Genomic DNA, 18809 nt, shown 5'->3' with positions numbered 1-18809 from the left:
CGTTCATAAAACCCTTATTTAAAATTGTGCAACATCTCAGTTACATCCGTTACATCCCGTACATGGCTCGTTGGCGAACTGCTTATTCTTTTGTTAGCAAATCCGGCAACCACAACCAAATTAGCAACAGCAAGCAGAGGATAATTAAGCCTACGCTAAATATTGTAGTGTTACCCTGAGCGGGGGCTTGCTGCATGAGGTATAGTGGCTGTATTGCATCCATATTTTTTAAATATTTATATAATGATTTAGACGCGCTATAGAGGCAGAAGCAGGTTGACAAAATTATTACTTTTAGTCGATTTTGGTTGGCAAAAACCGCCCCTATAGGAAGTACGGATTCACACGTACACGATGTGAGGTAAATAAAAACCCAGTTTATTTAAGAAACTGGGTTTCCATTGATATTTTCTCCTTGGGTGTTGAAACTCAGCAGAAGCGCGATAGCTTTTAGTTACAAGCCGCTCATTTCTTCAGTTAGCGATCGAAATGCCTTAATGCTTCAAAGAATTCCATACTGATAGCGGGGCCTTTAAAATGAGGTCGGGGACTGTTGGTTGTGACCACAGGCATACCGGCAGCCCGAGCGCGATCGGCCATATCGGAACGGCCGCCTGCGATCGCATCTAGTTCCAAGTCGTTCAATTCTTGATTAGTTGAATTTTCCAATTCTGATGCTGCGATTTGGGACGACTCGGATGGTAATTCTTGCAAAAATTGATTGTTGCTTTCCATCAGATGTTTTCTCCTTGGATGTTTAAACTCAGCAGAAGCGCGATCGCTTCTAGTTACAAGCAGCTCATTGCTTCTGTCCCCAATTATAGGACAGCGTTTTTTCAGTTATTTGGAAGGACGGACCACCAAAACGCAAAAAGTCGGGCTTTGGGCCGCTGGCTGTGATAACACGCATACCGCCCGCGATCGCATCTAATTCCAATTCGTTCAATTCTTGATTAGTTGAGTTGTCCGATTCGGATTCTGTGATTGCGGAGGACTCGGACGGTAATTCTTGGGAAAATAGATTGTTGCTTTCCATCAGATGTTTTCTCCTTGGATATTTAAACTCAGCAGAAGCTCGATCGCTTCTAGTTACAACCAGCTCATTTCTGCTGTCCGTAATAGGACTGCATTTCTTCAATTAAGTTCATGGGCAGACCACGACCAAAAATGTTGGGCCTTGGACCACTGGCTGTGATAACCGGGATACCGGCAGCCCGAGCTCGATCGGCCATATCGGAACAGCCGCCCGCGATCGCATCGAGTTCCAAGTCGCTCAATTCTTCATCGGTTGAGTTGTCCGGTGCGGATGCTGTGATTGCGGGCGACTCGGAGGGTACTTCTTGCAAAAATTGATTGTTGCTTTCCATCAGATGTTTTCTCCTTCGATAATTAGTGAATTTTGCTTCCAAAAGCGATCGAACTTACTCCTAGGAAAGTTGCTTCCTATCCAGCCTTTTTACCCGCAACTGAGTTAAAATTCTCTGTATCTAAACGCCAGTAACCAAGCTGACCGAACAGAAAACCGCCTGCGATCGCATCTAATTCCGTATCGTTCAATTCTTCAGCAACAGAATTGGCTGGCGACTGTTGCTGTTGCACGACAGAATCTCGATCGACTTCTGCGGAAAACTGATTAGTGCTGTCCATCTGATTGCTCCTTTTGATTTCGGTGTTGGATTCAACAAAAGATTACTTATGCTCCAGGAGTAAGGAGACCGACGACACCCCCAGCAACAGCTCCTTCTGCCATTTTCTCACCGATCTCATCGAATTTTCCTGTCACAAGAGCGCTGAAAAATCCACCTATACCACCTGCCAAAAATCCTATAGCACCCCCAACAGGTCCAGCGCCAGCAACAGCCTCCAATTCACTGTCAGACAACTCGCCTGAAGTATCTGACTGACTCTGATGCTGGGCAGTCATCGACTCCAGCCACTCTGAAACTTCTGTTGGGGAGAAACTGTAGCTTTTTTCTTTGCCAAGCTCCACTACTTTATTCACTAAGCTGGGACGATCCGTTATCGATCGGAACTGTAGCTGGAGTTCGGGATCTTGCGAGACTTCTTGAAAAAAATGATTGACGCTTTCAAACTCAAAAGACATGAGATTTGCTCCTTTATTTGTTTTTTCCAGCTAAGCTAGTGCTGGTCTTTGCGTAAATTTAGTTTATAAAATTACCCCGCCGAAGTCGCTAGCTCTAAGTTGAGTTTTGCAACTATAAAAAAATACCTGTTTTACCTAAGCTTTAGTGGAGGATATTACCTGAACTTTTGGCTAGGTATCGAATCTCGCACGTAAGTATATACTCGAAGCTGTTGAGTTAAATTTACAAAAGTTGCGCGTTAAGCCTAAAAAAACCGGGTATTTTAATCGAGATTCAGGATTTTAAGCAAATATTTCGTTAAAAAACCCGGTTTCTGACAACCCGTGCGCTGAAAATCTAAAATCTAAAATCCACTGATGGCTCACGCACCTCTGGTGTGAGGAGCAAATTTATGCTATGTTCGACTGCAAAGTTGACCGCAGGCTGAATATGCTCACTTTTCCTGGCGTTGAAGTCACAGAGCTCATCTACGAAAGCGCAAACTCCCTGGTTTACCGAGCATTCCGACAACCCGACAGTCTTCCCGTCATCCTCAAAGTCCTTAAAGAAAATTATCCCACACCCCAAGAACTCGCCCGCTATCGCACAGAGTATAAAATCACACAATCTCTGAATCTGAGTGGCTGTATAAAAGCCTATGATTTGCAGCCATATCAAAATACGCTGGTGATGTTTGTCGAGGATTTTGGTGGCGAATCCTTGAAAATTTGGATGCAGCAGCAAAAATTTAGTATTGCAGAATTCTTGCGAATTGCGATCGCAACCACAGAAAGTTTACAACAAATTCACAGCGCCCACATCATTCACAAAGACATTAACCCTTCAAATATTGTCTTCAATCCAGCTAGCGGCGAACTCAAAATTATCGATTTTGGCATTTCCACGCAGTTGACGCGGGAGAATTACACCATAAAAAATCCCAACATTTTAGAGGGAAATCTTGCTTATATGTCGCCGGAACAAACTGGCAGAATGAATCGAAGTTTAGATTACCGCACAGATTTTTATTCACTGGGCGCTACGTTTTACGAACTGCTGACATACCAACTGCCTTTTGACACCCATGATGTGCTGGAATTAGTACACAGTCATCTCGCTAAACAGCCCTTGTCTCCCTCTCAGGTGAATCCTGAAATTCCGCAAATTATTTCCGATATTGTCATGAAGTTGATGGCAAAAAACGCTGAGGAGCGCTATCAAAGTGCGATCGGAATAAAAGCCGATTTAGAAGAATGTTTAAATCAAATTCACAGCAATAACAATATATCAGTTTTTACCCTAGGGAATCAAGATATTTCTAACCGTTTTCAAATTCCACAAAAACTTTATGGCAGAGAGCGAGAAATTGATAGCTTGATCACAGCTTTTGCACGAGTCAGCGGACAAGGGCAAGATGCCACAGCCACAAGTTCAATGATGTTGATTTCGGGATATTCCGGTATCGGGAAATCAGCTTTGGTGCAAGAATTATACAAACCAATTACTCAACAGCGCGGTTATTTTATCTCCGGTAAATTTGATCAATACCAGCGCAACATTCCCTACATCGCAATTGTCAATGCTTTTCAGGATTTAGCCAAACAACTGTTAGCAGAAAGCGAAGCAAATCTCAAACAATGGCGGGAAAAATTATTAGACGCATTGGGAATCAACGGTCAAGTCATTATTGACGTAATTCCTGAAATTGAATTAATTATCGGCAAGCAACCTGCGCCGCCAGAATTGGGTGCGGCAGAAGCGGAAAATCGCTTTAATTTTGTGTTTCAAAACTTCATTAAAGTCTTTACCCAACCCGAACATCCTCTGACAATATTTATCGATGATTTGCAGTGGGCTGACGGGGCATCTCTGAAACTGATGCAGCTACTGATGAGCGCTTCGTCAACGGGACTGTTTTTAATTGGGGCGTATCGGGATAACGAAGTTTCTGCGGCTCATCCGTTAATGCTAACGATTGCAGAGATTATCAAAACAGGGGCAAATGTCGATCGCATTTTTCTGTCACCTTTGGATTTAGCCTCTGTTACTCAACTGATTTCCGATGCCCTGAATTCTCCTGAAGCAAGAGCCAACTCCTTTGCCGAATTAGTGCTTTTCAAAACAGGCGGCAATCCTTTCTTTATGAATCAATTTCTCCGCTCGCTTTATACGGAAGGGCTGTTACAATTTGACTTGATAGCTTGCCGATGGGAATGGGATTTAGAGGAAATTCAAGCGAGGGAATTAACTGATAATGTTGTCGATTTGATGGCTGAAAAAATTCAACAGCAGTCAGAGAAGACGCAGGAAACGTTAAAGATAGCAGCCTGCATTGGCAATCAATTCGATCTGAAAACATTAGCCTCACTTTGCGAAAATTCTGTGGGAGAAACGGCGGATGATTTGTACGCAGCCGTTGCTGAAAATTTAGTCGTGTTGCTGGGGAATATGGGAGATGTGGAATTAGAAATTGCAGGGAAGTTCCCCAGTACGCAATCCGTAGAATACAAGTTTGTTCATGACAGAATTCAGCAAGCCGCTTGTTCCCTGATTGATGAACAGGATAAGCCGATCTTCCACAAACAAATAGGACAACTGCTGCTGCAAAATACTCCCATCGACAAGCGAGACGAAAAAATATTTGATATTGTTAATCAATTAAATTTCGGCTTAGAGTTGATTACTTCTCAGCAAGAAAAAGATGAACTTGCAGAATTAAACCTAATAGCAGGTCAAAAGGCTAAAGCATCAACTGCTTATCAGCCAGCTTTCAACTATCTGCAAACAGGGATAAATTTGCTGACAGGAAACACTTGGCTGCTGCAATACCACCTCAGCTTGCAACTACATCAAGAAGCCGCACAGGTAGCCTACCGTTTGGGGAATTTTGAGCAAATGGAAGCTTTAGCTAACCTTGTCCTAGAAAATGCTAAAACTGTTCTAGATCAAGTCCAAATATATGAGTTAAAGCTTGAAAATTGCATAAGAAAAAGCAAGTTTCAAGAAGGGTTTAACCTTGGATTAAAAGTGCTACATTTGCTAGGAGTTGTTTGGCCACAATCTCCAAATAACATATATATAAAAGCGGAACCTTACAACTTAATTAACCTGCCCAAAATGACCGATCCAGAATCTCTAGCAGCTATGTCGATTCTGGGAGGAATGATAGGGATCGGCTATATAGGTATTCCAGAATTATTAGTGCCACTTGTGTTAACACAGATTGATTTATCTATTAAATTTGGCAATGCTCCTAAGTCTAGTTTTGCTTACGCAAGTTACGGAGTCATATTGTGTACAACTATACAAGATATTGAAAGTGGCTATAAATATGGAAGATTAGGTTTAAGGTTAGTAGAAAAATTAAATGCCAAATACCTGAAGGCTGGAGTTTTAGATATATTTGGCAATCATATATTGCATTGGAAAAAGCATCTTAAGGGAAGCTTGTCAATTTTAAAAGAGGCTTATTTATGCGCTGTTGAAACAGGGAATATAGATTTTATTGGTTATTCTACTTTTGATTATTGTTTTAATGCCTACTCAGTAGGATGTGAACTTAAAAACTTAGGAAAAGAGTTAATTTATTTTTATGAAATACCGATTAATAAAAAAAACAATACTTGCTTGACTTGGTTAGCAATGTATTTACAAATTATTTTTAACTTATTAGGTAAGGCTGACAATCCAACTCAGCTAATAGGAGAGTTTTATAACGAAGAGAAATTTCTACCACTTCAGCCACTTCAGCTAGAATTGAGCGATAGACAAGGACTTTTATTGCTTTATCTAAACAAGTTGATATTGTGCTATTTGTTTGGAAAGTCCCATGAAGCTGCTAAAAATGCAGTAGTTGCAGAACCATATTTAGATGGTGTGATGGGAATGGCAGCTATACCTATCTTCCATTTTTATGATGCTCTAGCGCATTTAAGTGTATTTGCTGATTATTCAAATTTTGAAAAAGAAAATGCTCTCAAGCGGGTTAGTGCTAATCAAGAAAAAATGCAGGTATGGGCGCATCACGCTCCCATGAATTACTTACATAAATTTTATCTAGTTGAAGCTGAAAAAGCGCGAGTTTTGGGGCAAGTTGTAGAAGCGATCGACTATTACGATCGCGCAATTTCCCTCGCCAAAGAAAACGAGTACATCCACGAAGCCGCCCTCGCTTACGAACTCGCAGGCAAGTTCTATTTATTTAGGGGGAAAGAATTAATAGCCAAAGCTTATATGCAGGAAGCTCGTTACTGCTATCAACTCTGGGGTGCCGTGGCTAAAGTTAAAGATTTAGAAACCCAATATCCGCAATTATTTACGCTCGATATACCTACAAAGAAAAACATTTCAACCACTACATCAACTACGGGCAGCCCTTCTAGTTCTTCCTTGGATATCGCTACAGTCATGAAAGCTTCCGAGGCCATTTCTGGGGAAATTGTACAGGATAAATTACTCTCCAGATTGATGAAAATTTTGATTGAAAATGTCGGCGCTCAAAAAGGGTACTTAATTTTAGAAACCCAGGGAAAATTGCTGATTGAAGCTGAAGGTGTAATGAATGATGAACAGATAACAGTGTTGCAATCTGAACCAGTGGAAAATTGCCAGGAACTTTCAGAAACAATTATCAATTATGTCGCCCGAACCAAAGAAAATGTGGTGTTAAATGATGCCACTCATGAAGGCAACTTTACGAATGATTCTTACATCAAAGCTCGTCAGCCCAAGTCTATTTTGTGTGCTGCTTTGATGAATCAAGGTCAACTGGCGGCTATTGTTTATCTCGAAAATAACCTGACCGCACAAGCTTTTACGCCCGATCGCCTGGAAGTTTTGCAATTGCTATCGGGACAAGCGGCGATCGCACTTACCAATGCTAAACTCTATGCGGAAGTCAAGGAACGCGAAAACCGACTGACTCAATTTATCGACGCTATGCCCATCGGGGTAGCCGTGCATGACACCACCGGACAAATTACCTACGCAAATCAGACAGCACATCAACTAAGTGCTATTCCTACAATACCCGAAGCAAATACTGAGAAACTAGCAGAAGCTTGTCAACTTTATCTAGCGGGAACTAACGAGTTATATCCCACCGCACAAATCCCAATCGTGCGTTCTTTGGGGGGTGAAACTGTCAAAGTAGATGATATCGAGTTCCACCGACCTGATAAGATTGTTTCTTTAGAGGTTTCTAGCACTCCAATTGTGGATGAAACTGGCAAGATTAATTATGCGATCGCCACATTTCAAGATATCACCGATCGCAAACAAGCAGAAAAAGTTTTAGCTGATTACAACCGCACTTTAGAACAGCAAGTGAGCGATCGCACTCTCGAACTCCAGCGGGAAATTATCGAGCGACAACGAGCCGAAGACGCCGCACAAGAAGCCAACCGAGCTAAAAGTACATTCCTCGCAAATATGAGCCACGAATTGCGGACTCCCCTCAATGCAATTCTGGGTTTTTCCCAACTGTTGAATCGTTCTTCTAACCTATTGCAGGAACAGCAAGAACACCTCGGTATTATCACCCGCAGCGGAGAACATTTGCTCGGACTGATTAATCAAGTATTAGATTTGTCGAAAATAGAAGCGGGACGCACGACTCTCAACCAGACAAACTTTGACCTCCACCGTCTGCTGGATGACATCGAAGATATGTTCCAACTTCCGGCCGAAAATAAGGGACTGCAGTTATTAGTAGAGCGGATGTCAGACGTTCCCCAATATGTCCGAACTGATGAAATTAAATTGCGCCAAATTTTGATTAACCTGCTTTCTAACGCGATTAAATTCACCTCAGAAGGCGGCATTTATGTAAAGATTAAAAATCAGGAGTTTGCTCAGGCAATCTGCTTTGAGATAGAAGATACGGGAGAGGGAATTGATGCTAGTGAATTAGACAAGCTTTTTGAAGCTTTTGTGCAAACCAAAACGGGGGAAGAATCGCAACAAGGAACTGGATTAGGTTTGACGATCGCACGTTCTTTTGTGCAGTTAATGGGAGGTGAAATGACAGTCAGTTCTCGTGCGGGAGGCGGTACTATTTTCAAATTTGAGATTAAAGTTAATGCAGTTGAAAGTGCCGATCGCCAACGGGAACAGCCAACCAGACGAGTTATTGCGATCGCGCCCAATCAACCCCGCTATCGAATTCTCATTGCAGACGACGCTTTTGACAACCGCCAACTGCTACTTAAACTGCTTTCCGCGATCGGTTTTGAAGTCTACGAAGCCAAAAATGGGAGAGAAGCAATAGAAAAGTGGGAGCAATATTCACCGCACTTAATCTTTATGGATATGCGAATGCCGGTGATGGATGGGTATGAAGCAACCAAACAAATTAAAGCCAAAGCATCATCAAACTCCCCCCTTGTTAACAGCGGCGGGGGTATCGAAAGTCAATCAACAGCAATTGTTGCCATAACATCAAGTAGTTTTGAGGAAGAGAAAGCCATTGTTCTTTCTACCGGGTGCGATGATTTTATTCGCAAACCATTTAGAGAAGCAAACATATTTGATGCTCTACACAAACATATCGGGGTACAATTCGTTTTTGAAGAACTAAATGCTGCCCCCAGTTTCACAGAAAATGAAGTAAATGTATTGACAAAAACAGCTTTTTCTGAATTGCCTCCGGAGTTAGTAGCCAATCTCCAGCAAGCCATTAGCAACCTCGATGTGGAACAGATGCAAGCAGTCATCAGTCAAATTCGCGAAATCAATCAGCCCTTAGCTAGGGCAAGCGCAGCTTGCATTAAAAATTTTCAGTACGAACAGTTGCTAAATTTAATACACACATTGAGGGATGAGACATGAACAAAAACCTCAGTTTTACCTGCCAAGAAAGTATTTTAGTTGTTGATGATTGTCCTGAGAACTTAAAACTTTTAAGCGGGATACTATCGGCGGCTGGGTATAAAGTTCACCTGGCTCCCAGTGGGAAATTAGCTCTTAATTTTATCAATACCAACTTACCAGACTTAATTTTACTGGATATTATGATGCCTCACCTGGATGGCTACGAAGTCTGCAAGCAGCTCAAATCTACTCCCAAAACTCAAAATATTCCAATAATTTTCATCAGCGCTTTGCAAGAAATATTTGATAAAGTAAAAGCATTTTCTGTGGGCGGGATAGACTACATTACCAAACCTTTTCAACAACAAGAAGTTTTAGTTCGCGTCGAAAATCAATTGCGTCTGAGTAGGATGTCTAAACAACTCATAGACCAAAATATTCTCGAAGAGCGCAACCGCCTGGCGCGGGAGATTCACGACACTTTAGCGCAAACTTTTGCAGGTATTATCATACATTTGGGAGCCGCAGAACGGGTAATATCAGCCAATCCAGAACAAGCACAAGTACACATGAAAACAGTCTGCGAACTGGCTCGCTCTGGCCTTGCTGAAGCGCGGCGATCCGTAAAATCTTTGCGCCCACAACTGTTAGAAGATGGCGATTTGTATAGCGCCCTCAACCAAATTGCTAAACAAATGTCATCAGATACTGATACGCGCACTATTTTTGAAGTGGTTGGCACGGCATATTTCCTACCGTTAGAGGTAGAGAATAATCTGTTGCGGATCGGGCAGGAAGCATTAACAAATGCTTTCAAATATGCCAAAGCTACGGCGATAAAAATTGAGTTGGTTTACGAAATATCCAAGTTTCTTTTGCGGGTGCAAGACAACGGACAGGGCTTTGATACGGAAAGTATAGGTTTTAGGAATGGCTTTGGTTTATTGGGGATGAGAGAACGCGCCGATCGCATTAACGCGCAGCTAACAGTAAACAGCAGCCCCGGAAACGGAACAGAAGTTATAGTTTCAGTTAATCACCAGTAAAGTAAGGTGCATATTTTACGCCATACATAGTAAGTTGGTAGTGATATTTTCAGTTTTTTTGATAAAATTAACAGGGGAAACATGATTAACCAATCCAATATTATTCGCGTTTTAATTGCCGACGATCATTATATTGTGCGGCAAGGTTTAGTGGCGCTGCTGGAGCAGGAATTAGATATTAAAGTTGTGGCGCAAGCAAGCAACGGCGAAGAAGCTGTGACAATGTTTCGCCAACATCAGCCCGATGTAACGCTGATGGATTGGCGGATGCCGGTGATGGATGGAGTCGCCGCCATTGCTGCGATTTGTGCGGAGTTTCCCAGCGCCCGGATTGTGGTGCTGACGACTTATGACGGCGATGAAAACATCTATCGCGGATTGCAAGCAGGCGCTAAGGGCTATCTGCTGAAGGATGCGGAACCAGAGGAGCTTTTAGCAGCAATTCGGGCGGTTTTTGAAGGTAAAAAGTACATTCCGCTGGCAGTGGGTGTTAAGTTAGCCGATCGCCTGAGTGGGCCTGAATTGAGCGATCGCGAATTAGAAGTCATCCGCCTCATAGTCGCGGGTAAAAGCAACAACGAGATTAGTGAAATGCTGCACATCAGCGAAAGCACCGTCAAGTTTCACATCAACAATATTTTGAGCAAGATGGGAGTTAGCGATCGCACGCAGGCCGCGATTTCCGCATTAAAACGGGGGATTGTCAGCCTGTAGTTTAACGAGCTGTATTTTTGTTACTGATAAATATGACTATTATGACGGCAAATAATGATAAATAAGACCTTAAGTTTTATGTAAAAACTTTTTAGTAAGGCTAAGCTGGAATTCCTAGGACAAATTAGCCCTCATCAAAAAAATGCTTTATTCATTTTTGTCCAAGTCTCAAGTCAAAGTCCGCATTTTAAAACAGTTTGCAGCGGCTGTTTCGGCGTCTTTAGCCCTCAGTGCAATAACCAGTTTGAAACCCTCGCCGGTATTAGCCGCTAGCAATATCCCCCCCGCAAATCAAACCTCGACTCAGCTAGCAGCAAAACCTGATTCTAGCTTGCAGCTAGGGCAGTTACGCAGCACTGTTCCCGTGCAGACAATGCAGCTCGATCCGGGCGGATTTATCCCGATCGCGATCGGCGGTATGATCATTATTCTGGTGCTGCCATTATTTTTTGGCGGATTGGTAGTAATTGGCGATCGCGAAGTCGGAATTGTCAGTAAAAAGTTTACCTTCGGCGGCAAGTCTTTACCGCCAGGAGATTTAATTGCCTTAAACGGAGAAGCTGGATATCAAGCTGATACTTTGCCCCCCGGTTGGCACTGGGGTTATTGGCCTTTGCAGTACAACGTTCGCAAAGAGTCTCTAACTGTAGTGCCCCAAGGTGAAATTGCTTTAATTATCGCCGCCGCCGGCGAGTCAATTCCGCCCCAGCGCATCCTAGGCAAAATCACAGAATGCGACAATTTTCAAGATGCTCGCAAATTTCTTAAAAGCGGTGGCGAAAAAGGTCGCCAACTCGGCATTCTGACGGGCGGCAGCTATCGGATAAATACGGCATTATTTACGGTAATTACAGCAGCTAATGCTCCCAAACACGGGATGACAGCGGAACAGTTGAAACTGTACAAAATTGCTCCCGATAAAGTGGGAGTTGTCACAACTTATGACGGCGTTCCGATCCAAGATGGCGAAATTGCAGGACCGATTATTCCGAATCACGACAACTTCCAAAACGCGCAGAAATTTATCAGCGGCGGCGGGCGGCGCGGTTTGCAGGAACAGGTTTTGCTTTCCGGTTCTTGGAATTTAAATCCTTGGTTTGTCGGGGTGGAACAAGTGCCGATGACGGAAATCCCGATCGGCTATGTCGGCGCGGTTATTTCTTATGTAGGCAAAACCTCAGAAGATGTGAGCGGCGCTGCTTTCACTCACGGAAATTTAGTAAATGTCGGCAATAAAGGGGTTTGGGTAACTCCTCTTTATCCTGGGAAACATCCGCTGAATACACGCATTTTGAAAGTAGAGTTAGTGCCTACTACTAATATAGTATTGAATTGGTCGGGCAAAACAGAAAGGCACAGCTACGATTCTAAACTTTCGTCTTTAACCGTGCGTTCTCAAGACGGTTTTGCCTTTGATTTAGAAGTAGCTCAGATTATTCACGTTGGGGCTTTGGATGCTCCGAAAGTCATCTCCCGCGTCGGTTCCATGCAGAACTTAGTTGACCACGTTTTGCAGCCAACAATTGGCAATTATTTCCGCAATTCGGCTCAAGCTTATTCTGTATTAGATTTTCTCTCGGCAAGAAGCGGCAGGCAAGCGGAAGCCGCCGAGTATATCAAAGCAGCTTTGCGTACCTACGACGTGCAGGCAATTGATACTTTAATCGGGGATATTTTGCCGCCTGCAGAGTTGATGCAAACTCAAACCGATCGCAAAATTGCTGAGGAACAGTGCAAGACTTATGAGGTGCAGCAATTAGCACAAACTCAGCGGCAACAATTGGTGCGGGAAACGGCGCTGGCTGAGATTCAACAAGAGATGGTGAAATCCGAACAAGGCGTGAAGATTTCTGAGTTGAAAGCGAATTCTCAGGTTAAACAAGCTCAAGGCGAAGCTGAGTCGATTCGGGTGAAGGGAAATGCTCAAGCTGAAGCTTATCGCGCGGGTGTTGTGGCTTTGGGTGGTTCCGGTTATACGGCTTTGCAGTTAATGCAAATTATAGGCGAGCGCAACGTGCGAGTTGTGCCGGATGTTGCGGTAACAGGCAACGGTAGCGGCGGCGGTTTGGTTGATGGTTTGCTGGGAATGATGATGTGGAATCAAACGAGCAAAAACGGAGAAAATGGCGGGGAGTTGCCGGTAGTTAACCTACAGAAATCGGAACCTGCGGCAAAGTTATCAGTAGCCCAGGTGAATTCTGTTAAGCCGTCGGCATCTCGCGCTAATTCCCCTGTTGCGAATTCTGAGGCTGATATTGATTCGCGGTTTGATGAATTGCCGTTTGACAATCGATCTTTTAGTTAGGTAGTTTTTGGCAAGTTAAATGATTCGTATTTCATCATTCGTAGGGTGCGAAATGCGCACCTTATACTACACCAAATTTGTAGGGTGCGCATTTCGCACCTTACAGCGAATTTAGTCTTTTTTATTTCAGTCCGCGAAGGCGGACTTTGTTTGTGTAGAGGCGAATTCTATCCGCCGTAAATTCTATGTTTGTGTAGAAGCCATTTTTATTCATTGCGAGTTATTAGGTGTTGCATGCAGTGGAAATAAACAGCCGACTAGACACTAAAAAACTCTGCAAGTTTTTGTATAGGTTCTGTTGGAAGTTAGCGCTTTTCATGAAGGATATCTGAGACAATAGACTCGGTTTTAAAAATAGGAACTAGGTCTTTTTGTCTAAGGGAAAATTCTTCTATCAAAGCTTTTAACAGTTCTATCCCATAAATGTCAGGTATGGGTTCTAAAGTTTGCTCGTATTCATAAACCAGAGTTCCAAGTACGTTGAGATAGTCGCGTTCGTCTGAAGTCAGTTCGCCTTTGTCCAACAGAGAATCGATCGCTTTTTGAGTTGCAATTAATTCCTCCTCAACAGTTATGGGTCGGGGAGGAAATGTTTTGAGTAGTTCGATATAAGCGCTAGAGTTGTTCGTGTAAATAGGTAATATTAAGCAAATAATATTTTATTATTGTAGTTGAAAAATTTGAGTTTTTAACCGCAGATGAACGCCGATAGATGCGGATATAATTTATTTATTTATAACTCATAACTTTTGAGGTAATTCATCGCTCTTGAAAACTTTGTACCGATCGCAGTACAATCGATCGATATTGCATCTGAGGAATCTCCCCATGTCAGAACAGTTTTCCACTGAGATTAGCGATCGCATCTGCACTCACATGAACGAAGACCACGCTAGTGCTGTATTGCTGTACGCTCAAGCATTTGGCGACCAACCGCAGGCAACTGAAGCTCAAATGCTCGCTATTGATGCCAACGGCATGGATTTAACCGCTAAAGTCAACGACGAAACAGTGCCTGTTAGAGTAAATTTCGATCGCACTTTAAAAGACGCCGAAGATGCTCACCACACTCTCATTGATATGGTGAAACAAGCTCGAAAAGTTGCTAAGTAGTCAATTGCGTACTATTCTGTTATAATTTTAACGTTTGCAGTACGGACTTTAGTCGGGTTCAATAGTTGTTAAGGACTCAAGTCCTTAGTGAAAACCTTTAGTTAGGTTAATTTTTTTAAATACTAAAGTCCGTACTGCAAAAAAAATATTTAATAAAGTTTAATTTTACTCTAAAATATCTACTAAAATGACAGAAAATTACCCAAACCCCAAAGAATTAGATGTCGTCAATGGCAGTAAAAATAACCATTTCGAGGCACTGGTAAAGCGACTAGATTTGATGATTCGCGCCCGCTATTCGCTGCTGTACATTGTCAGCGCGGAGGAGGAACCGGTCGAGGCTGTAATTGACCAAGTAGCGCTGCAAGTAACTCCCGCCCGCCGGGTGTTGTTCTGGGATCTCGTGCGCGGCTGGGAAGATAACGGTTCTGGGAAAGGTTCAGTAATGGCGGCGCTCGATCGCGTCAGCAAAACTGCTGTTGAAGAATATACCATATTTGTACTGCGGGATTTGCACCCTGTTTTGAAATATCCATATAGCGAAAAAAGCGCGGCGGTAGTGCGAGAATTGCGGAATTTAACGCGGGAATTGAAGCGCAGCAAAAAAACTATAGTTCTTACTTCTCACACGCTGGAATTGCCGGAAGAATTGAAAGAAGAAGTAACAGTAATTGATTTTCCTTTGCCCAACGTGCAAGAAATCGACAGTTTAATTTCCCACGTTGTGGAAAAGCCGCAACAGTTGCAAGTTAGCGGTTTAGCAAGAGAACAGTTGGTTAAAGCTTGTCAGGGTTTGAGTCGCGCTAGAATCGGGCGGGTTTTGGCTAAAGCTTTGGCCGCCAAACAGCAAATTAACGAGTCAGATATTGACGGAGTTTTGGAGGAAAAACAGCAAGCAATTCGCCAAACGGGAATTTTGGAGTTTTTCAACTCCAGAGAATCCCTAAAAAGTGTGGGCGGCTTGGAAAATTTAAAACAGTGGGTAAAGATGCGGCAAGATGCTTTTACTGACGAAGCGCGTCGCTACGGCATACCCAATCCGAAAGGCGTTTTGTTAGTAGGAATTCAAGGCACAGGCAAATCTTTATCTGCGAAAACAATAGCCTCAGAATGGCGTTTGCCGCTGTTGCGGTTGGATACTGGGAGATTGTTTGGCGGCGTGGTCGGGGAAAGCGAAAGCCGCGTCAGGCAAATGATACAATTAGCAGAGGCGATCGCACCTTGCGTTTTGTGGATCGATGAAATAGATAAAGCCTTCGGCAACATTATCAGCGGTAGCGACGGGGATTCGGGAACTTCGCGCCGGGTATTCGGCAGTTTGATTACTTGGATGCAGGAAAAAACCAGTCCGGTATTTATTGTCGCCACTGCAAATAACGTCAGGATTTTGCCCGCAGAGTTGCTGAGAAAAGGCAGGTTTGATGAAATTTTCTTTTTGAATTTGCCCTCTGAATCGGAACGGCAAGATATTTTTAAAGTGCATCTGCAGCGTTTGCGACCAACTAGATTGCGGGAGTTTGATTTGGGGGTTTTGGCGAAACGCGCTGAGAATTTTAGCGGTGCAGAAATCGAGCAAGTTGTAATAGATGGATTGTATCGGGCGTTTGGAACGTTTGTAAACGGACAGCGCCGGGATTTGATGACGGAGGATATTTTGAGGTCGATCGAGGATACAGTACCTTTAGCTGCGATCGCGCGATCGCAAATTGAAGATTTGAAGCGCTGGGCGGCGGAAGCGGGCGCGAGAACAGCATCTAACGATACTCACTTAATTGATGAATTGAAACGCTACAGCCAGCGGCGGAGGGATGCGATCGACAATTAACTTAATTTCTAGGGTGCGTCAGTTAATGTCTAATTAATTCTCGGAAAAATTACATCTGACGCACATTCCTAATCGCATAGTGCGTTACTTCATGGCTGATTAATTATCCCAAATATCTTCTGTTGTGACGCACCATACTACTACGAACCTAATTTAAAAACATCCGCAAGAATAGAATTTCCCTCAACCATTCTCCCCGCATCCGGCGAATCGTAAACCACTAACAGCGAATTCTGCCCACCCAAATAGGGAAACAGGCTCAACCCCTCAGCATTGTCCGTACCCACCTTAAAAGGCAAGTCAAACAATACCTCCAAATCTCCCCCATCTTGTCCAGTAATACTGTCGCCCGATCGCCCTAAAATTTCCTTCAACCGAAAAACCCTCGTCGCCCCAGATAAAGTCATCGTCGGTCCGGCTAAAACAATTAAATCTTTCCCGTTCCAGCACAATTCTCGCACGCCCAAACCGTTCAAATCAACAAAATGTTTGTTGTACAATTTCCCTCGTTTCCCAATTTCCTTAAGCCTTAAAACTCCCGGTTCTGCCTCTTCAACTTCTATTTCTAAAATTATCGCCCAACCCCGCAGCACCGGCCCCCGCAAACCAATAAAAATTCGATTTCCGCGCACCGCCAACCCTTCAATATCAAAGCCATTTTCTTTACTCGGAATCGGCACAGATAAATATAGACCGAGGTGGCTGTCATCTTTGAGCGCGTCTGTCAGCAAATTGCCCGTTTTTGTCCGCTGAAGGCATCCAACTTTCTGTTCGCTTTGATTGTCGGAATGAGAAATTGACTCGCACAAAACCCCGTCTTTCATAGGAATGCGCGCCAGCAAGTAGCGGTTGACCTCGGTCTCGATTGTTGCTAATCTTTCAATGTCTTTTTCGGCGTCTTTGCCTTTAGCTTTTTTGCGTTTTGTGCTGTGAGAACCGACGAGCCAAAGATAATTGCTGCTGAAATCCATTCCTTCAATATCGATTTCGGATTTTCCAGGTAGATCGAGAAAATCTGCGATCGCAAATCTTTGATGTTCTCCAAAAATATGAGGCGCGACAGGCGACAAACGCTCGATCGAAGTCGTTTCATCGGAACCCACCCACAAATTGCCATCGGGAGTTAAAGCAACAGCCGATAAGTCTGTAATAATATCAGCCGCTTCGCTGTTGAATTGCAGCAGCAGTCGACCGAGCAAAAAAGATTCTGGCATAATTATTAGCAGCTAAACTATTCTTAGGGTAAGTCATTATAGCTAAATCTGCTTGAAACTCATAGGTTGCACCATTCTCAATCATGCTTTTATGGGCAGGCTAGAAGCCCAACCCCTACTCCCACAAGAAAGAAAATTCATCTATTGGAGAACAGACCGGAAAGCCTGTTCATGACACAGGTGCTCTGGGGGTGAGTTAAAACCCATTGAAAACTAAAACAGAAAACAAAAACAAATATCCTCCTCAAGCCTCATAGCGATAACTTCCGTTTTGAGATACGAATTTTTAACCCCTGGCGGTCAAACCGCAGTCGGCGTTGATTATTCCGCAAACCGAACCTCGACAGACGGATAACACCCTAATTGAAACATTAACATCGCCGTTACGTTTCGTTACGATAAGGAGACAGAGAGAAAAACCTCTCCTTCGTAAAATCAGAGGTAGCCATTATGAACGGTACATTTCGCGTCGGCAACCTGTTTGGGATTCCCTTCTTTGTCAACGCATCTTGGTTTTTAGTTCTGGGTTTAGTAACCTGGCAATACGGCGGTGCATTAGCTGCCCTGTTTCCTACATTGGGCCCCGTAGCGCCCTGGATGCTGGGATTATTGACAGCGTTACTGTTATTTGCTTCGGTCTTAGCCCACGAATTAGGACACAGTTGGGTAGCCATCAAACAGGGCATTGGCGTGAAATCAATTTCGCTATTTCTGTTTGGCGGACTGGCTAATTTAGAAAGAGAATCTAAAACCCCCGCAGAAGCATTTTGGGTAGCCATTGCAGGCCCGTTGGTCAGCTTATTGTTATCCGGTTTGTTAACAGCGATCGGCATCGGTGCTGGTCTCACAGGTCCCGCAGCCGCCATCGTCGGACTTTTAGCTTCCATCAACTTAGTTCTAGCCTTATTTAACTTAATTCCCGGTTTGCCCCTCGACGGCGGCAACATCCTCAAAGCGATCGTCTGGAAAATTACTGGCAACCCTTACAAAGGTGTAATTTTTGCTAGCCGCGTCGGTCAAATAATTGGTTGGATTGCCATTGCTACAGGCATCTTCGGCAATATTTGGAATCTAGTAATCGGTTGGTTCTTACTGCAAAACGCCGGTCAATCTGCCCAATATGCCACAGTCCAAAATCAACTGGCAGGCCTGACAGCGGCAGATGCTGTGACCCCCGAAAGTCCGATCGTCTCCCAAGACTTGTCCCTCAGAGAATTTGCCAACAACTACGTGATCGGTAGCACTCAAACCTGGCGCAGATTCCTGGCAACAGATGATGCCGGACAATTGGTAGGTGCGATCGACCTTGATGACCTCAAAACCATTCCTACCGGAACTTGGCCCCAAGTTTTCGTCAAAGAACTCCTGAAGCCGATCGAATTTTCCACAACAGTCAAACCAGAATTATCCCTCCTCGAAGTCGTCACCCTTCTGGAACAACTCAAAGTACAAGAACTCCCCGTCATTCGCGAAAATGGTGTCCTCGTCGGACTTGTAGAAAAAGCTGAAATTGCCCGCCTGCTACAAAGACGAGCCGAAGCAAACCCTGCTTGATCTTCTCAGATACTTGACCAATAACACCAGTTTCCCCAAAAAAATGCAACTGTAGCCCCGTGCTTCAAACTCTGGTAGTTCTCAGTCATTCCCCATTCTTCAATCGACAATCGACAATCGACAATCATAATAACAGTTAACCCC

Annotated in this window: 15 protein-coding genes; 7 read left to right on the top strand and 8 right to left on the bottom strand. The window is 43.6% G+C overall.

The genetic code is table 11. The features are described from left to right. Positions 1-82 precede the first annotated feature (82 nt). The 6 genes from QUA23_RS17000 to QUA23_RS16975 all read right to left on the bottom strand — a co-directional run bounded on the left by QUA23_RS17000 (position 83) and on the right by QUA23_RS16975 (position 2104). Positions 83-223 carry a hypothetical protein gene (locus QUA23_RS17000; protein WP_333077276.1) on the bottom strand — a complete coding sequence of 47 codons (141 nt, stop codon included), beginning with the start codon at positions 221-223 and terminating at the stop codon, positions 83-85. Positions 224-477: 254 nt separating this feature from the next. Continuing rightward, positions 478-735 carry a hypothetical protein gene (locus tag QUA23_RS16995; protein WP_333077277.1) on the bottom strand — a complete coding sequence of 86 codons (258 nt, stop codon included), beginning with the start codon at positions 733-735 and terminating at the stop codon, positions 478-480. Positions 736-799: 64 nt separating this feature from the next. Then, positions 800-1036, bottom strand: a complete 237-nt coding sequence (locus QUA23_RS16990) for a hypothetical protein (RefSeq protein WP_333077278.1) — start codon at positions 1034-1036, stop codon at positions 800-802. A 64-nt stretch (positions 1037-1100) separates the two neighbouring features. Beyond that, positions 1101-1367, bottom strand: coding sequence for a hypothetical protein (locus QUA23_RS16985; protein WP_333077279.1), 267 nt, complete (start codon positions 1365-1367; stop codon positions 1101-1103). Between the two features lie 76 nt (positions 1368-1443). Further along, positions 1444-1647 carry a hypothetical protein gene (locus tag QUA23_RS16980; protein WP_333077281.1) on the bottom strand — a complete coding sequence of 68 codons (204 nt, stop codon included), beginning with the start codon at positions 1645-1647 and terminating at the stop codon, positions 1444-1446. Positions 1648-1693: 46 nt separating this feature from the next. Continuing rightward, entirely contained in the window at positions 1694-2104 is a 411-nt protein-coding gene (locus QUA23_RS16975) for a Nif11-like leader peptide family natural product precursor (protein ID WP_333077282.1), read from the bottom strand. A 397-nt stretch (positions 2105-2501) separates the two neighbouring features. Between QUA23_RS16975 and QUA23_RS16970 the strand changes: the two genes are divergently transcribed. The 4 genes from QUA23_RS16970 to QUA23_RS16955 all read left to right on the top strand — a co-directional run bounded on the left by QUA23_RS16970 (position 2502) and on the right by QUA23_RS16955 (position 12959). Then, positions 2502-8912 (top strand): AAA family ATPase, encoded by a 6411-nt coding sequence (locus QUA23_RS16970; RefSeq protein ID WP_333077283.1) that lies wholly within the window; start codon positions 2502-2504, stop codon positions 8910-8912. Beyond that, positions 8909-9940: a response regulator gene (locus tag QUA23_RS16965; RefSeq protein ID WP_333077284.1), complete on the top strand. Its 1032-nt coding sequence runs from the start codon at positions 8909-8911 to the stop codon at positions 9938-9940. Before QUA23_RS16970 ends, QUA23_RS16965 begins: the two co-directional genes overlap by 4 nt. An 84-nt stretch (positions 9941-10024) precedes the next feature. Further along, on the top strand, positions 10025-10654 hold the full coding sequence (locus QUA23_RS16960) for a response regulator transcription factor (RefSeq protein WP_333077337.1): 630 nt from the start codon (positions 10025-10027) through the stop codon (positions 10652-10654). Between the two features lie 142 nt (positions 10655-10796). Next, positions 10797-12959, top strand: a complete 2163-nt coding sequence (locus QUA23_RS16955; protein WP_333077285.1) for a flotillin family protein — start codon at positions 10797-10799, stop codon at positions 12957-12959. Between the two features lie 305 nt (positions 12960-13264). On the opposite strand, the gene QUA23_RS16950 is transcribed toward QUA23_RS16955, so the two are convergent. Next, positions 13265-13483 carry a transcriptional regulator gene (locus QUA23_RS16950; protein WP_333077286.1) on the bottom strand — a complete coding sequence of 73 codons (219 nt, stop codon included), beginning with the start codon at positions 13481-13483 and terminating at the stop codon, positions 13265-13267. A gap of 304 nt (positions 13484-13787) precedes the next feature. Here QUA23_RS16950 and QUA23_RS16945 point away from each other — a divergent pair, with 304 nt between their 5' ends. Together QUA23_RS16945 and QUA23_RS16940 are read left to right on the top strand one after the other, a co-directional pair. Further along, complete coding sequence (locus QUA23_RS16945; RefSeq protein ID WP_333077288.1) at positions 13788-14072, top strand: DUF2470 domain-containing protein; 285 nt, start codon at positions 13788-13790, stop codon at positions 14070-14072. 187 nt (positions 14073-14259) lie between these two features. After that, positions 14260-15897 (top strand): AAA family ATPase, encoded by a 1638-nt coding sequence (locus QUA23_RS16940; RefSeq protein WP_333077289.1) that lies wholly within the window; start codon positions 14260-14262, stop codon positions 15895-15897. Between the two features lie 140 nt (positions 15898-16037). On the opposite strand, the gene QUA23_RS16935 is transcribed toward QUA23_RS16940, so the two are convergent. Next, positions 16038-17111, bottom strand: a complete 1074-nt coding sequence (locus QUA23_RS16935; RefSeq protein WP_333077290.1) for a DUF3616 domain-containing protein — start codon at positions 17109-17111, stop codon at positions 16038-16040. 450 nt (positions 17112-17561) lie between these two features. Between QUA23_RS16935 and QUA23_RS16930 the strand changes: the two genes are divergently transcribed. Beyond that, on the top strand, positions 17562-18665 hold the full coding sequence (locus tag QUA23_RS16930) for a site-2 protease family protein (RefSeq protein WP_333077291.1): 1104 nt from the start codon (positions 17562-17564) through the stop codon (positions 18663-18665). The last annotated feature ends 144 nt before the right edge of the window (positions 18666-18809 follow it).

The sequence above is a fragment of the Microcoleus sp. Pol1C5 genome (genome assembly GCF_036701115.1).
In the GTDB taxonomy this organism is placed as follows: Bacteria; Cyanobacteriota; Cyanobacteriia; order Cyanobacteriales; family Microcoleaceae; genus Microcoleus.
Note: the sequence above shows the minus strand (reverse complement) of the source record. Positions and strands in the feature narration are given on the sequence as shown.

Excerpts from the sequence above, each read along its gene's own strand:
- QUA23_RS16985 (WP_333077279.1), bottom strand. The coding sequence starts at position 1,367 with ATGGAAAGCAACAATCAATTTTTGCAAGAAGTACCCTCCGAGTCGCCC.
- QUA23_RS16980 (WP_333077281.1), bottom strand. The coding sequence starts at position 1,647 with ATGGACAGCACTAATCAGTTTTCCGCAGAAGTCGATCGAGATTCTGTC.
- QUA23_RS16965 (WP_333077284.1), top strand. The coding sequence starts at position 8,909 with ATGAACAAAAACCTCAGTTTTACCTGCCAAGAAAGTATTTTAGTTGTT.
- QUA23_RS16955 (WP_333077285.1), top strand. The coding sequence starts at position 10,797 with ATGCTTTATTCATTTTTGTCCAAGTCTCAAGTCAAAGTCCGCATTTTA.
- QUA23_RS16940 (WP_333077289.1), top strand. The coding sequence starts at position 14,260 with ATGACAGAAAATTACCCAAACCCCAAAGAATTAGATGTCGTCAATGGC.
- QUA23_RS16945 (WP_333077288.1), top strand. The coding sequence starts at position 13,788 with ATGTCAGAACAGTTTTCCACTGAGATTAGCGATCGCATCTGCACTCAC.
- QUA23_RS16935 (WP_333077290.1), bottom strand. The coding sequence starts at position 17,111 with ATGCCAGAATCTTTTTTGCTCGGTCGACTGCTGCTGCAATTCAACAGC.
- QUA23_RS16990 (WP_333077278.1), bottom strand. The coding sequence starts at position 1,036 with ATGGAAAGCAACAATCTATTTTCCCAAGAATTACCGTCCGAGTCCTCC.
- QUA23_RS16995 (WP_333077277.1), bottom strand. The coding sequence starts at position 735 with ATGGAAAGCAACAATCAATTTTTGCAAGAATTACCATCCGAGTCGTCC.
- QUA23_RS16975 (WP_333077282.1), bottom strand. The coding sequence starts at position 2,104 with ATGTCTTTTGAGTTTGAAAGCGTCAATCATTTTTTTCAAGAAGTCTCG.
- QUA23_RS16970 (WP_333077283.1), top strand. The coding sequence starts at position 2,502 with ATGTTCGACTGCAAAGTTGACCGCAGGCTGAATATGCTCACTTTTCCT.
- QUA23_RS16930 (WP_333077291.1), top strand. The coding sequence starts at position 17,562 with ATGAACGGTACATTTCGCGTCGGCAACCTGTTTGGGATTCCCTTCTTT.
- QUA23_RS17000 (WP_333077276.1), bottom strand. The coding sequence starts at position 223 with ATGGATGCAATACAGCCACTATACCTCATGCAGCAAGCCCCCGCTCAG.